The following is a 13,933-nucleotide window of genomic DNA, read 5'->3' as shown; positions in this document are numbered from 1 at the left end:
GACCGCGACAGCAAGCGCTTGCCATGAATGCGTTCCAACGTTGTAACCGCCATGTCTCCGCAGGGTCAACCCTCCGGACGCAATCAACTTCAGGTCACCGCCCGACCCTCACAACACCCTTCTGAGCATGCATAATCTGGAAAACTCCTGGAAGGGGACGGGTTGGTGCGCGCAGTGACACTCAAGGACGTGGCGGAACTCGCGGGGGTCTCCATCAAGACGGCTTCCAACGTTGTACGTGAGGCGCCGAAGGTGGCTCCGGCGACGCGGGAGCGGGTGCTGCGGGCCGTCCGCGACCTGGGATACCGCCCCAATCCGTCGGCCCGGCGGCTGCGCACGGGACGCAGCGGCCTGATCGCACTGGCCGTCCCGCAGCTGACGACGCCCTACTTCGCCGAACTCGCCCACCACGTACGCACCGAGGCGACGGCGCTCGGCCTGACCGTCCTCATCGAGGAGACCCTCGGCGACCCTGCGGAGGAGCTGCGGCTCGCCACCGGGGTGAGCGCGTCGCTGCTCGACGGCGTGATCCTGTCACCGCTGCACGTCTCCGCGACCGAACTGGCCCCGGTGGCCAGCGAGGTGCCCCTGGTCCTGCTCGGCGAGCGCAGTTACGAGGACGAGCGCGTCGGCGCGGACCATGTCCTGATCGACAACGCGGGCGCGGCCCAGGACGCGACGGCCCATCTGGCCGGCCTGGGCCGGACCCGGATCGCCGCGATCGGCGCGGACCGCAAGGGGTCGGCGACGAGCCGTCAGCGCCTGGCGGGGTATCAGACGGCGTTGCACGAAGCCGGGTTGTCCTTCGATCCCCGACTGGCGCCCACGATCGGGGAGTTCGACCGGCCCAACGGGCTGGCCGCGATGCGCGCCCTGCTCGCGCTACCGCCCGCCGACCGCCCGGACGCGGTCTTCTGCTTCAGCGACACCCTGGCGATCGGCGCCCAACGCGCGGCGTTCGAGGCCGGGATGGGGGTCCCCGAGGACGTCGCCCTGGTCGGCGTCGACGGATCGCAGGAGGGCGCGTACTGCACTCCGTCCCTGACGTCCGTCGTGCCCGACAAGGCGGCCATCGCCTCCCTCGCCGTGCGGTGTCTCGCCGCCCGGATCGGGGCCGAGGAGCCGCTCCCGTTCGAGGTCCATACGGCTCCGCACGCGCTCCAGGCGCGTGAATCGACGCTGGGCGTCCGCACGGAGGTGGCGCTGTAGGGCTTCCGGCACTCTTTCTTTTCTCGTCTGCTTGACGACAAACGACTCCCGAATTAAAGTCACAATGACTCTAACGGGAGGGCTTCGTCATGGCAGACATCACCAAGCGGTTCGGCTGGCGCCACCTGCGCACCGCACCCACCAACCACGTACGCCACCACCGCTCGGGGCAGCTGGCCCACGACGGGACCGGCCTGAGCTTCTGGTTCCGTCCGCTGTCCGCCGCGATCTCCGAAGTCCCGGTGGACGACCGCGAGTTGGCGATGACGTTCCACGCCAGGACCGCCGACTTCCAGGACGTGGCGGTGCAGGCCACGGTGACCTACCGGATCGGCGATCCCGCCGTCGCGGCCGAGCACCTGGACTTCTCCGTCGACCCGGACTCGGGCGTCTGGCGCGGCGCTCCGCTGGAGCAGCTGGCGACCCTCCTCACGGAGACCGCCCAGCAGCACGCGCTCGACGTGCTGGCCCGCACCACGCTGGCGTCCGCCCTCGTCGACGGGGTGCCCGCGGTCCGGGACGCCGTCTCGACGGGGCTGCACGAGGAGCCGCGGCTGCCCGCCACGGGCATCGCTGTGGTCGCCGTCCGCGTGATGGCGCTGCGCCCCGAGCCCGAGGTGGAGCGGGCCCTGCGCACCCCCGCCCGGGAGCGCATCCAGCAGGAGGCGGACAAGGCGACGTACGAACGGCGCGCGGTCGCCGTCGAGCGCGAACGCACCATCGCGGAGAACGAGCTGGCCAGTCAGATCGAACTGGCCCGCAGGGAGGAGCAGTTGGTCGAGCAGCGCGGTGCGAACTCCCGGCGCGAGGCCGAGGAGAAGGCGGCCGCCGACGCCGTACGCGTCCAGGCCGAGGCCGACCGCAAGGTCCGTCTCGCCCGCGCGGAGGCGGAGGCCGCGCGCGAGGCCGGTGAGGCACGGGCGCAGGCGCAGGCCGCCTGGCTGCGGGTGCACGACGAGACGGACGTCGCGACGCTGCACGCGCTCACCGGCACCCGGCTCGCCGAGAACCTGCCGCGGATCGAGAGCGTGACCGTCTCCCCCGACGTGCTCACCGGCCTTCTCGCGCGCTTCGGCACGGACGGCGGGCAGTCGGCATGAGCCTCGCGCCCCGGGCCGTCCTGGTCCATCGCACCACCGAGTACGAGGAGTTGGTGGCGCACCACGGGACTCACGGGCAGGCGGCGTTCTTCCTCTCGTCCCGGGGCCGTGACATCGCGGAGGTCGCCGAGCGGCACCGCCGGGCGCAGCACGCGCTGACCGAGGCGGCCTCCGCCGTGCCGTTGAGCTGGCGGCGGGCGCAGGTGGAGCGCGCGGATCTGGACCGGTTCCTGTTCGCGCCGCAGGACGTGGTGGTCGTGGTCGGTCAGGACGGGCTGGTGGCGAACGTCGCCCAGTACGTGGGCGACCGGCCGGTGATCGGCGTCGACGCGGATCCGGGGCGCAATCCGGGGGTGCTGGTGCGTCACCGGTCGGCGGACGTCACCCGGCTGCTGCCCGCCGCGCTGGACGAGAGCCGCGGGGTCGACGAACTGACCATGGTGGAGGCCGTCACCGACGACGCCCAGCGTCTCGTGGCCCTCAACGAGATCTATGTCGGTGCGTCCGGCCACCGCACCGCCCGCTACCGCCTGGGCCTCGACGGCGACAGGGGTGTCGTCGAGGCCCAGGCCTCCTCCGGAGTCCTCATCGGTACGGGGACGGGGGCGACCGGGTGGATCCGGTCGGTGTGGCAGGAGCGCGGCGGGGCCGGCCCGCTGCCCGGCCCGACGGACGACCGCCTGCTGTGGTTCGTCCGCGAGGCGTGGCCGTCCCCGGTCACGGGAACCCGGCTGAACGCGGGCGAACTGACGTCACGGGCCCGGCTGTCGCTGACCGTGGAGTCGGAGCGGCTGGTGGCCTTCGGCGACGGGATGGAGGCCGACGCGGTGGAGCTGACCTGGGGGCAGACGGTGCGGGTGGGAGTGTGCGACGAGCGGTTGCGGCTCGTGGGGTGAGGGGGTTCAGCCGCGGATCACGGACCTGATCCAGGAGAGCTGACGCGAGACGTCACCGGCGCCGGCCGTCGCCTCGCGGTCCGAGCCGAAGAAGACGCCGAGGAGGGTCTCCGTGCCGCGCGGCCCGATGCTCATCACGGGCCCGCCCGAATCGCCGCCCGCCGGGATGCCGACGACCTTGCCCATGCAGAAGTCCGAGCCGCCGGGCACGGTGTAGCCCTCGCAGCGCGGGTCCTCGGGCTCAAGCACGCGCAGGGTCGACTCCCTGAGCACCGGCGACTGGCAGCGGTTCTCGTCGTCGGTGCAGGTGGCGCCCCAGCCCAACTGCCGTACCACGGCGCCGGGACGGGCCGGGGCGGTGGACAGGTGTGCCACGCGGACGTTCATCGGCGGCACCTTGACGAGCATCATGTCGGCGTCCGCGCTGCCCACCCGCTTGCCCGGCAGGGGTCGCACCACGGTGCCCTCGCGCACGTCGAGCGCGCCGTCGCGGAAGGTGATCCGGCGGTCGGCGACGGGCTCGGCCTGCTCGTAGAAGCAGTGCGAGGCACTGATGATCCACTGGCGGGCGACCGCCGTCGCGGTGCACTCGGGCTTGCCGTCGACGAACATCCGAACCGCCCACGGGCCGTACGCACTGCGGGCTCCGCCGATCACCGCCGCGGCCGGGCCGGCGGTGGCCACGGCGCCGGTCAGCAGCATCAGGACGGCTGCCGCCGTCCCGCCGATCCGCCGCGTCCGCTCTGTCGTTCGCCTCATCGGTCCGACTGTGGCACGAGTGACGGCGTTTCCCCGTCATCCGCCGAGTACCGGTGCGCCCCGCATCGTGCGCGTCCTTCGCTTTCCGTGGCGCACCGCGCCGGATCGCTCTTCGTCGTCAGGCGGCGGCGAGGGCGGGCAGCGGGGTGAGGGCGGCGTACTCCAGGGGTGCGGACGGGTCGACGGACACTTCGAGGGGCGCGGGCTCGGCTCCGGAGCGTACGAGCAGGTCGCCGACCGCCGCGATCATCGCGCCGTTGTCCGTGCACAGGGTCATCGGCGGCACGCGCAGCTCGATCCCGGCCGCCGCGCAACGCTCCTCCGCGAGGGCCCGTACGCGGGAGTTCGCGGCCACACCGCCGACCACGATCAGCGTGCGCACGTCGTGGTCCCGGCACGCGCGCAGAGCCTTGCGGGTGAGGACGTCGGCGACGGCTTCCTGAAGTGCGGCGGCGCCGTCGGCGACCGAGGGTTCCGCGCCGCGCAGCCGGTGCTGCTCCACCCAGCGGGCCGCGGCCGTCTTCAGCCCGGAGAAGGAGAACGCGTACGGATCGTCGCCGGCCTTGGTCAGCGGACGAGGAAAGGTGACCGCGTCCGGGTTCCCCGCCTTGGCGGCGCGGTCGATGGCGGGCCCGCCCGGGTAGGGCAGGCCGAGGATGCGGGCCACCTTGTCGAAGCACTCGCCGGCCGCGTCGTCGAGGGTGTCGCCCAGGTGCAGGATCGGCTCGCGCACCAGGTCACGTACCAGCAGCAGTGAGGTGTGACCGCCCGAGACGATCAGGACCACACAGGGCTCGGGCAGCGGACCGTGCTCCAGGGTGTCGGCGGCGACGTGCCCGGCCAAGTGGTGCACCCCGTACAGCGGCACCCCGGCGGCGTAGGCGAGGGACTTGGCGCCGGCCAGACCGACCTGCAACGCGCCGGACAGGCCCGGCCCGGTGGTGACGGCCACCGCGTCGATCTGCCCGAGCCGCAGCCCGGCTTCGGCCAGGGCCTGGCGCACGACCGGCGTGAACGACTGAAGGTGGGCGCGCGAGGCGATCTCGGGCACCACCCCGCCGAACCGCGCGTGCTCGTCCATGCTCGACGCCACGACGTGGGCCAGCAGTTTCCCGTCCCGCACGATGCCCGCGCCGGTCTCGTCGCACGACGACTCGATCCCCAGCACCACCGGTCCGCCCACCACGACCCACTCCACTCTTCTGCACTCTTTGTGTAGTTGCAATATATGTGCAACTAGAGACGCCGTGGCCCTGGGGTACGGAAGGCCCGGCCTGACCCGGTTCGGAGGGTTTCCCTGGCATCTGCCCGGGCCATAAGCACCTCACAGGGGGAACAGGGGGATCGGCATGGCACGGATGACAAGACCGCCGCAGCGACCACAACGGCCCGCGACGGCACCGGCTCAGTCCTGGTGGAAACGGATGGGCCTCCCGGCCATGGTGATCGGTGTGCTGGTGGCGACGGTCGTCCCGCTGTTCCTGACGGGCACCGTCAGTTTCGTGAAGGACAAGGTCGATCCTCCGCCACCCGAGACGCTCGACATCCTGCCCGGGTGGCCCGCCGCCGACGGCTGCGACAGGGTGTCCGCCGTCGCGATGAGGAAGGGCGGTCCACCGGTCACCTCCGTCGAACTCGACGACTTCGAGAAGGATCCACGTGCACTCGTCGTGGCGAACGAGACCGGCGTCTCCTGGGAGCACGGCGTCCTCAACCTCACGCTGAGCACCAAGGGCAAGGGCAAGATCACCGTCAACTCGGTCGTGCCGCACGTGAAGGACCGCACCAGGGCGACGGCGTACGACTGGGTCCTGCAGAAGACCCGCTCCTGCGGCGGAGCCGGCGGCGGATCCTCCGTGCTGCGCTTCGACCTCGACCGCGCTGAACTCCGCGACGTCGTGGACGGGAAGGAGGCCGCGCAGGCGGTGCCGGGGAACTCGATGCTCACGGGCAGGAGCGTCACCAAGGACGACCCGGCGTACGTGACGGTCGACGTGCGCTCCTGCGCCGCCTCCTACACCTGGACGCTGACCGTCGCCTACATGGTGGGCGGGGAGAGGAAGACGAAGAACCTGGGGCCCTTCCGGTCGGCGGGCGGCGTCGCGGGCGTCCCCGTGTACGACGTCCAGCCCGAGGAGTCCGGTACGGGCCGAGAACTGGTGGACACCCACACCAGTACCAAGTCCGCGTGCGGAAAGCGGGGTTGAGCGATGGCTGTGCGCATCTCCCGGCGCAGCGCGGGGGCGCTCGGCGTCGTCCTCGTGCTCGCCCTTCTCGGCTGCGGGCTGTGGTGGTTCACGGCGCGGGACGGCCGGGACGACGCAGGCACGCCGACCCGCACCTGGTCGTACACCGAGGCGAAGGCCGTGGCCGGCGCACGGGACGGCGGGTTCAACCCGCGGGCCATCGCCTCCGGCAAGGGGGTCCTGGTCGCCGCCGGGGACGCGCCCGAGCCGTCGGGAGACGGCTACGACCTCGACGCCTGGTACTCCACCGACGCCGTCACGTGGAAGAAGGGCGATCTGCGCACGGTCGGGCGAGGAGCCGGGTGGTACAGCGAGTTCACCGACCTGATGGCCTGGGACGGCGGCTTCGTCGTGGCGGGAAAGGGCATCGACTCGTCGGGCGGCCTCGGCGTCGTGTCCTCCGCGCCCGCCTTCTTCTCGGCCGACGGACGGACCTGGCGGCTGCTCGATCCGCCCGACCCCACCGCGACCGGGCGACCCTCCTACTTCACGGACGGCGCGCATCTCTACGCCTCCGTGGACGGGCGGGCGCTGTGGCGTCTGGCCGGTGACGCCCGCCGCTGGCAGGCGGTGGACGCGCGGGCGCCCGAGGGCTGCGGCCTGCGCGGCCGGGCCGACGCGCCGGACACGGGCGACGCGGTGATCACCGGGGTCTGCGATCCGAACGGGGCGACGCGTCCGGCGCTGTACCGGGTCTCCGACGACGGCGCGTCCCTGCGCGATCTGACGCCGTCGCTGCCGGGGAACCTGGTCGGCGAGGTCGCGGACGCCGCCGTGCACGCAGACACCGTGCTGCTGAGCGGACGCCGGGAGGTGACGTCCGAGACCGGGGCGACGCCGGCACCCGACGGCGAAGGGGCCCTCGACGGCGGCGGCGACGACATGACACGGTCCGTGCTCCTGCGCTCCACGGACGGGGGCGGTCACTGGTCCGACGTCGCCGCCCTGCCCGTGCCCGCCGACGCGAAGCCGGGGTCCGGCGTCGTGACCGACCTCCTCGTGGTAGGTGACACCTTCGTGGCCACGGGCTCCGTGCTCGTCAACGAGCTGTTCCACCCGGCCCTCTGGGTGTCCCGCGACGGCGCACACTGGACACCGCATCGCCTGCGCGCCTTCGCCGAGTCCGGCTATCTCGGCCCGTGCGCCGCCCTCAAGGGGCGTGTGGTCGTCCCGGCTCTCACCGGCCAGGGTCCGATCCACACGGCGGGGCTCTTCACCTTCGGCCCGAGTGGCTCCGGCGCCCCGTCCCCGGCGCGTTCGGTACCGTCCGCGGCGCCCTCGGAGTCACCGGGCACGGTCCGGTCGACGCCGCCCTCGTCCGGACCGGCCCCCTCGGCGACGGCCGCCCTCGGACCCGAGGACGTGTACGCCCTGGCCGCGCCGTGGAGCGGTGAGATCTCCGGCGGCACGGACCGGGCTGACCGCTACCGCGTCCTCGTCACCCTGTCACCCGGCGCCGCGGCAGAACCCACCGTGCGGGATCTGCGCGGCAACCTCAAGATCCTGGGCGACAGGGGCTGCACCGCGACCCTCGACGGCCCGACCGTCCGGGCCGACGGCACCCTCGTCTTCCACCCCGGGAATCAGAAGGCGCCGTTGCCCGGCATGGTCCTGGAGGGGAGCCATTACTGCCCCGACACCGTCGAACTGCGCAGGATCGGCTCAGGTGAGCTGGCCTGGAGCAGCGACGGCGGCTACACCGGGAGAATCACCCCCGGTGCGGTCGACTGACGAGCGGCCGGCCCGGGTGGGTGACGTCAGGAGTCGATGCTGTAGAGGGAGAACTGCTCCCACGAGCCCGAGACCTCGGTCGAGCGGGCGCGCAGCGCGTACTGGAGGGAACCGGTGTAGCTGTTCTCCATGGCGACGAAGCGGCCGTTCAGCGTGGACTGGAGCGCGTAGCGGTCCAGCTCCGCGTTGTAGTACAGGTAGAACCGCTCCCAGCCGCCCACGCTCGTGGAGCGGGCGCGCAGGATGTTCTGCGCACTGCCGGTGTAGTTCTTCTCCACGGCCACGTAGCGGTTGTTCGCGAGGGAGCGCAGCGCGTAGGTCTCGGTCGCCTCGTCCCATTCGAAGGAGTAGCTCTCCCAGGAACCGCCGACCGCGGCGGAACGGGCGCGCTGCACACCGGTATTCGGGGCCGGGTAGGTCGCCTCGGTGGCCACGAAGCGGCTGTTGCGGGCCGACTGCAGGGCCAGTCGCTCGGGCTCGGCGGAGCGCGCGCTGCGCCGGGCGTCCGCCCCGTCCGTCACATGTGCCAGGTCGGACGGGTCCACCGTCTCCCAGCCTGCGGGGACGGTCCGCTCGCTCACCGGGGCGGCGACCGCCGCGGGAACGGCCAGTCCGGTGACCGCCGCCAAGGCGCTCAGGGACAACAGAACGGAAGTCGTACGTCTCACGGGAATTCCTCGGCTTTCCTCACACGGGCACAAGGGTGGCCGGAGGAATTCCTCCGCCCCCCAAGCTGCCTTCACGCCCCTCCCTGGGCGTGCCGGCAGCCGCAACGCCTTCCTGGCGAAGCTGGATCAGCATAGGGACGCCGACGTGCGGAAAGGATCGGATCAGCCCTCAACAAGAAGGAAACCGACTGGATATTCGCGGCGTTAGAGATTCCGCGAATTCCCGTTAACTCGAAGGCCACTTGACGTTCCCTCCCTTCTTCCCGGAGTTACCCCAGGGCATCGCGCGCGGTGGCCGGTCGGCGGCCGAGAAGGTCACCGAGGAGGGGGTCGGTACCGGAGAAGAAGCCGGCCTGCGCGGCCCGGTAGAAGCCCAGCAGGAAATGGGCCATGTGCTCGGGCTGCCCGGCGGCGGTCTGCGCCGCGATCCAGTCGCTTTCGTCCATCCGCTGGAAGCGGACGGTGCGCCCCGACAGTTCGGAGGCGATGTCGGCGAGTTCGGCGAAGGTCGGGGCCGCGGGTGCGGTCAGGGTGACCGGGCCGTCGTGGGCGCCGGGAGAAGCGAGAATCCGGGCGGCCGCCTCGGCGGCGTCGTCGCGGGAGGTCCAGGACACCGGTCCGTCGCCGGGCACGGCGATGACGCCCGTCTCGCGCCACGGTCCGGCGAGCCACAGGAGGCTGTGGGCGTAGAAGCCGTTGCGCAGCGATGTCCACGGCGTGCCGGAGGCGGCCAGCATCTGTTCGGTGGCGAAGTGGTCGCGTCCCGGCGCGAACGGGTTGTCCGGCGCGGCGGCCTGGTGGCTGGTGTAGAGGATCCGCTTCGCGTCGGCCTCGACAGCGGCGTCGACGGCCGCACGGTGCAGGGCGGTCGCGTCCGCGGTCGGGTCGTTGGAGGAGACGAGCAGCAGCTGGTCGGCGCCCGCGAACGCCTTGGGCAGGGAGTCCGGGTCGGCGTAGTCGCCGTACCTGACCTCGATTCCCTGCCGGGCGAAGCGCTCCGCCTTCGCGGTGTCGCGCGCCACGATCGCGATCTCGCTCGCGGGCAGCCGTTCGAGGAGATGGTCGACGGTCGCGCCGTTGAGGGCTCCGGTCGCACCGGTCACGATTATCATTGATACGCCTCCTTCGTTATCGCTGGAATCACACTCACCGTAACCCCGGCCATCAGCGATAGCAAGTCGCTGTTATCTTCGGTTCATGAGTGATGCGGGCCGGACCGGCCGGACGGACACGCGGGCGGCGATCGTCGACGCCGCCGCTTCGCTGCTGCGCGAGAAGGGGCCCGGCGCGGTGACCACCCGCGGCGTCGCCGAGCGCGCCGGGGTCCAGGCCCCGACCATCTACCGTCTGTTCGGCGACAAGGACGGCCTGTTGGAGGCGGTGGCCGAGCACGTCATGGCCGCGTTCGTCTCGGACAAGGCCGCCAGTGTCGCGGCCGCCACCGCGACCGACGTGGACCCGCTGGACGACCTGCGCGCGAGCTGGCACAAGCAGATCGAGTTCGGCCTGGCCAACCCGGCGATCTTCCGGCTGCTGAGCGACCCCGATCGGGTACGCGACTCACCGGCTGCCCGCAGGGGAAAGCAGATCCTGGAGACACGTGTGCGCCGGCTGGCGGCGGCCGGGCGACTCCGGGTCCCCGAACCGCACGCGGTGGACCTCATCCAGGCGGCCGGCGTCGGCACGGTTCAGACGCTGCTGGCAACCGCGCAGGAGCAGCGGGACCCCGCTCTGGGCGAGGCGATGATGGACGCCGTCCTCGGTCGCATCCTGACCGACGCTCCCGCCCGGACACCTGAGGGACCCCTCACAGCGGCCGTCGCCCTCCGCGCCCACGCGCCCCGCCTGGAGATGCTCAGCGAGTCTGAACGCCTGCTGCTTGTCGAGTGGCTCGACCGCGTCACGGCGACCGGGTGACGTGACAGAAGGCAGATCGTCCCGGTGCGGGTCCGCCCGGGCCGCTTCGGGCGTCAGCGGAGGGTGCTGAGGAAGATGTCCGCTTTGCCGTTCGTGTCGTCGGGGACGAGATCGTCGGCTGCGGACCGGAAGACCACCTGGCGCCCGCCGGCGCTGACCGCGTCGATCCCGGCCGTGGCGGGGCGGTCGGTGACGGTCTCGTCGGTGCCCGTCTGGAGGTCGCGCAGCGTCAGCGGTGCCGGCCCGGTCGAACCGGACGGGGTGTGCAGGAGGTAGCGGCCGGTGGGGTCGATGGCGACGCCCTTCACGCCGGGTACCTGAAGGGCGGTGCCGGAGGCGACGTCGTGGACGTACGTGTCCGGGCCCGAGCGGTAGACGATCTTGCTGCCGTCGTCACTGAGCTGGACGAGCTCGGCCGCCCGGTCCGGGCCCTCGATCGGGTAGGCGACGTTGTTGTCGGCCCAGTCCCACAGGAGGATGTCCTGCTCACCGCCGTCCTGGTAGGCGAGACGGGTTCCGTCGCCGCTGATGGACGGCCGGATCGGTGCGGTGTTGTGGATGATGTCGATGGTCTGCAGCTCGCCGGTGTCCGGTCTGCGCACCTCGACGCGCTGGTTCTGCTCCGGGTATCTGAAGCTGACACCGAACGCCTGATGGCGTTCGCTCGCGCCCATGGACGCCTCGCAGCGGCTGAGCGAGCAGGTGTAGGCGGACGACCATCCCAGGCTCAGATGGTTCTGGTAGAGGGCCATGGAGTCGAACCTGGGTGCCAGATAGGCGAGAACCTGTCCGTCGCTGCTGAGCATGGGCGGCCCCGACGCGGGCCCGCCGAACTGCTGGTTCTGCCCCGTCGCCAGCTCACGGACGAACACCCGGTCGTTCCTGCCCGTGTTGCCGGGAGTGAGGTTGTTCGCGTACGAGGAGAAGGCGACGCGGTCGCCGGCCGGTGTGATCGACGCCCCGGTGGAATCGTCGTTGGCCTGGGTGCCGTCGGCGGCGACGCTGATCCTCTCGACGCCGATGGTGTGGGCGTCGGCGGGCCCGGCCCAGGCCGCTCCGGGCAGGACCGCCGTGACCCCGCAGACCACCGCCGCCGCGCTCAGGGCGACCCGCCCCCGTCTGACCGCAACCCGCTTCGCACTTCCGCGCATGTCTCCCCCAGACACCGTTCGCCTCGGTTCCCCGTACGGGGAACCACCGACATGCAAACGTCACGGAGCGGCGCGGTCAACGCGTAGATGCGCCAGATGCCGTGTCGGGGCATGCGGTTTCGGTCATCCGGGAAATGCTCCGTCACAGCCCCGACTCCCGGCGACCGCCACGGCCGGCTCGATCATCGCGGCACTCAGGACGGCTTCACCAGTCCCGCGTCGTAGGCGAAGATCACCGCCTGGACGCGGTCCCGAGCCCCGACCTTCGCCAGCACCCGGCTCACGTGGGACTTGACGGTGGACTCGGCGAGGGAGAAACGGTCGGCGATCTCGGTGTTGCTCCAGCCGCCCGCCATCGCGGTGAGCACCTCGCGCTCGCGGTCCGTCAGCGCGGCGAGGCGAGCCTCCTGTTCGGCGCTGCGGCCCGGGATCCGGTCGGCGAAGGCGTCGAGGAGTTTGCGGGTCAGTCCCGGGGCGATGACCGCGTCGCCCGCCGCGACCGCCCGGACGCCCGAGATCAGTTCGTCGGGCAGGGCGTCCTTGAGCAGGAAGCCGCTGGCGCCGGCGCGCAGAGCCGCGTAGGCGTACTCGTCGAGGTCGAAGGTGGTCAGTACGAGGACCCGGGACCGGCCGCCGGACCGCACGATGCGGCGGGTCGCCTCGATGCCGTCCATGCCGGGCATGCGCACGTCCATCAGGACGACGTCCGGGCGCAGTTCGGCGGTCATCCGCACCGCCTCGGCGCCGTGGGTGGCCTCGCCGACCACGCTCACATCGGGATGCTGCTCCATGAGCATGCTGAAGCCGAGCCGCTGCAGCGCCTGGTCGTCGACGATGAGCACGGTGGTCATGAGGAGTGCTTCTCCGTGGGTGCAGAGGTGGCCGCGATCAGGAAACGGGCCCGGACGCTCCATCCTCCCTGGTCGTTGGGGCCCGCGGTCACGGTCCCCGCGTACAGTGCGGCCCGCTCGCGCATCCCGACCAGACCGCGGCCGTCGTCGTTGGCGCGCGCGGTCCTCGTCGGGCCGGTGTCGTCGACCGTGAGCAGCAGGGAGGTGCCGTCGGCGGTGAGCGCGATCCGGACCGTCGTGTCGGGGGCCGCGTGTTTGAGGGTGTTCGTCAGCGCTTCCTGGACGACGCGGTAGACGGCGAGCTGGAGACCGGGCGACAGGTCGGGCAGATCCTCCGCGGTGTGCAGGGTGACCGTGAGTCCCGCGGCGCGGACGCGTGCGAGCAGGGGGTCCAGATCGGTGAGGCCGGGCTGGGGCGCCAGCGGAGTGCCCTCCTGGGCGATCCGTTCGTCGTCGCCGATGACGGCGAGCAGGCGGCGCAGTTCGGCCAGGGCGCCGCGGCCGCTGTCGGCGATGAGCCGCAGGGTGTCGGCGCCGCGTTTGGGTTTCGCCTCGGTCAGTCCGGCGGCGCCGCCTGCGAGGCCGACGATGACGGCGAGGGTGTGGCCCAGGATGTCGTGCATCTCCCGGGCGATGCGGGCGCGCTCGGTGGCGGCGGCGAGCCGGGCCCGCTGGTCGCGTTCGACCTCCAGTTGCACGGCGCGTTCGTGCAGGGCGCTGATGTAGGCGTTCACGACCCGGGCCACCAGGCCCGCCGCGGCGACGGCCACGACGAGGGCCGCCTGGATGAGCGCGACCACCCAGGTCTGCAGGCCGATGTCGTCCACGTCGCCGCGGACGACGGTGGACAGGGCGGTCTGCGCGGCGGCGATCGCCACACAGACCGCGAGCGACACGGGCCGCACGGCGCGGCCCACGTTCAGCAGGGCCACCACCGGCGCCGCCGCGGAACCGGTGTTGGCGTCCAGGCCGATCGCCACCAGCGCGACCGCCGTGGTGACGGCGAAGACCAGGAGGGGCCGCGTCCCGCGCCACAACAGCGGGACGCAGAAAGCGAGGGACAGGGCCACCAGGACGGGCACGCCGGGCCCCGGACCGGTGTCCGCGTTCTGCAGGGACGGGATGCCGAAGAGCGCGCAGAGCAGCGGCACGCCCCAGCCCCTGACCCATGGATGGTGCTGGTCGGCCTCGATGATCCGTCGGATGCCGCGCATCACCAGGACGTCCGCGGGCCGTTCCGCCCCGCCCAGCAGTACCTCGGGTTCGACCGAGGAGCCGGTCGGCTCGGCCGCGGTCGGTGTGGTCACGTCGTACGTCCTCTTCCGACGGGGTCCGCCCGCCGGTCTCCGTGCGGAGGCCGGCGGGCGGAACGGCTGGTCACGGGAGGGGCGGGGCGCCCCGCCTC

Annotated in this window: 13 protein-coding genes; 6 read left to right on the top strand and 7 right to left on the bottom strand. The window is 72.1% G+C overall.

The window, feature by feature from the left end:
• Positions 1-165: 165 nt before the first annotated feature.
• The 3 genes from K377_RS29330 to K377_RS29320 all read left to right on the top strand — a co-directional run bounded on the left by K377_RS29330 (position 166) and on the right by K377_RS29320 (position 3,205).
• Positions 166-1,209, top strand: a complete 1,044-nt coding sequence (locus K377_RS29330; protein WP_258395158.1) for a LacI family DNA-binding transcriptional regulator — start codon at positions 166-168, stop codon at positions 1,207-1,209.
• A gap of 89 nt (positions 1,210-1,298) precedes the next feature.
• Positions 1,299-2,309 carry an SPFH domain-containing protein gene (locus tag K377_RS29325; RefSeq protein WP_111666575.1) on the top strand — a complete coding sequence of 337 codons (1,011 nt, stop codon included), beginning with the start codon at positions 1,299-1,301 and terminating at the stop codon, positions 2,307-2,309.
• Positions 2,306-3,205, top strand: coding sequence for an NAD(+)/NADH kinase (locus K377_RS29320; protein WP_111666574.1), 900 nt, complete (start codon positions 2,306-2,308; stop codon positions 3,203-3,205). Before K377_RS29325 ends, K377_RS29320 begins: the two co-directional genes overlap by 4 nt.
• 6 nt (positions 3,206-3,211) lie before the next feature.
• Here K377_RS29320 and K377_RS29315 read toward each other — a convergent pair whose 3' ends face one another.
• Together K377_RS29315 and tsaD are read right to left on the bottom strand one after the other, a co-directional pair.
• Positions 3,212-3,964: a trypsin-like serine protease gene (locus tag K377_RS29315; RefSeq protein WP_111666573.1), complete on the bottom strand. Its 753-nt coding sequence runs from the start codon at positions 3,962-3,964 to the stop codon at positions 3,212-3,214.
• A 118-nt stretch (positions 3,965-4,082) separates the two neighbouring features.
• Positions 4,083-5,135, bottom strand: coding sequence for a tRNA (adenosine(37)-N6)-threonylcarbamoyltransferase complex transferase subunit TsaD (tsaD, locus tag K377_RS29310; protein ID WP_111666699.1), 1,053 nt, complete (start codon positions 5,133-5,135; stop codon positions 4,083-4,085).
• Between the two features lie 253 nt (positions 5,136-5,388).
• Here tsaD and K377_RS29305 point away from each other — a divergent pair, with 253 nt between their 5' ends.
• Both K377_RS29305 and K377_RS29300 read left to right on the top strand, forming a co-directional pair.
• Positions 5,389-6,171, top strand: a complete 783-nt coding sequence (locus K377_RS29305) for a hypothetical protein (protein WP_111666572.1) — start codon at positions 5,389-5,391, stop codon at positions 6,169-6,171.
• 3 nt (positions 6,172-6,174) lie between these two features.
• Complete coding sequence (locus K377_RS29300; protein ID WP_111666571.1) at positions 6,175-7,941, top strand: hypothetical protein; 1,767 nt, start codon at positions 6,175-6,177, stop codon at positions 7,939-7,941.
• A 26-nt stretch (positions 7,942-7,967) separates the two neighbouring features.
• On the opposite strand, the gene K377_RS29295 is transcribed toward K377_RS29300, so the two are convergent.
• Complete coding sequence (locus K377_RS29295; RefSeq protein WP_111666570.1) at positions 7,968-8,609, bottom strand: hypothetical protein; 642 nt, start codon at positions 8,607-8,609, stop codon at positions 7,968-7,970.
• A gap of 269 nt (positions 8,610-8,878) precedes the next feature.
• Positions 8,879-9,721, bottom strand: a complete 843-nt coding sequence (locus tag K377_RS29290) for an NAD(P)H-binding protein (RefSeq protein ID WP_111666569.1) — start codon at positions 9,719-9,721, stop codon at positions 8,879-8,881.
• 85 nt (positions 9,722-9,806) lie between these two features.
• Between K377_RS29290 and K377_RS29285 the strand changes: the two genes are divergently transcribed.
• Complete coding sequence (locus K377_RS29285) at positions 9,807-10,526, top strand: TetR/AcrR family transcriptional regulator (protein ID WP_111666568.1); 720 nt, start codon at positions 9,807-9,809, stop codon at positions 10,524-10,526.
• Between the two features lie 53 nt (positions 10,527-10,579).
• On the opposite strand, the gene K377_RS29280 is transcribed toward K377_RS29285, so the two are convergent.
• From K377_RS29280 to K377_RS29270, 3 genes are all read right to left on the bottom strand, one after another.
• A complete protein-coding gene (locus tag K377_RS29280; RefSeq protein ID WP_111666567.1) occupies positions 10,580-11,677 on the bottom strand; it encodes a hypothetical protein in 1,098 nt (365 codons plus the stop codon).
• Positions 11,678-11,871: 194 nt separating this feature from the next.
• Positions 11,872-12,528 carry a response regulator transcription factor gene (locus K377_RS29275; RefSeq protein WP_111666566.1) on the bottom strand — a complete coding sequence of 219 codons (657 nt, stop codon included), beginning with the start codon at positions 12,526-12,528 and terminating at the stop codon, positions 11,872-11,874.
• Positions 12,525-13,835 carry a sensor histidine kinase gene (locus K377_RS29270; protein ID WP_111666565.1) on the bottom strand — a complete coding sequence of 437 codons (1,311 nt, stop codon included), beginning with the start codon at positions 13,833-13,835 and terminating at the stop codon, positions 12,525-12,527. Before K377_RS29270 ends, K377_RS29275 begins: the two co-directional genes overlap by 4 nt.
• Between the last annotated feature and the right edge of the window lie 98 nt (positions 13,836-13,933).

Source organism: Streptomyces sp. PsTaAH-137, assembly GCF_003259365.1.
Lineage (GTDB): Bacteria > Actinomycetota > Actinomycetes > Streptomycetales > Streptomycetaceae > Streptomyces.
This window is presented reverse-complemented; position numbering and strand designations above follow the sequence as displayed.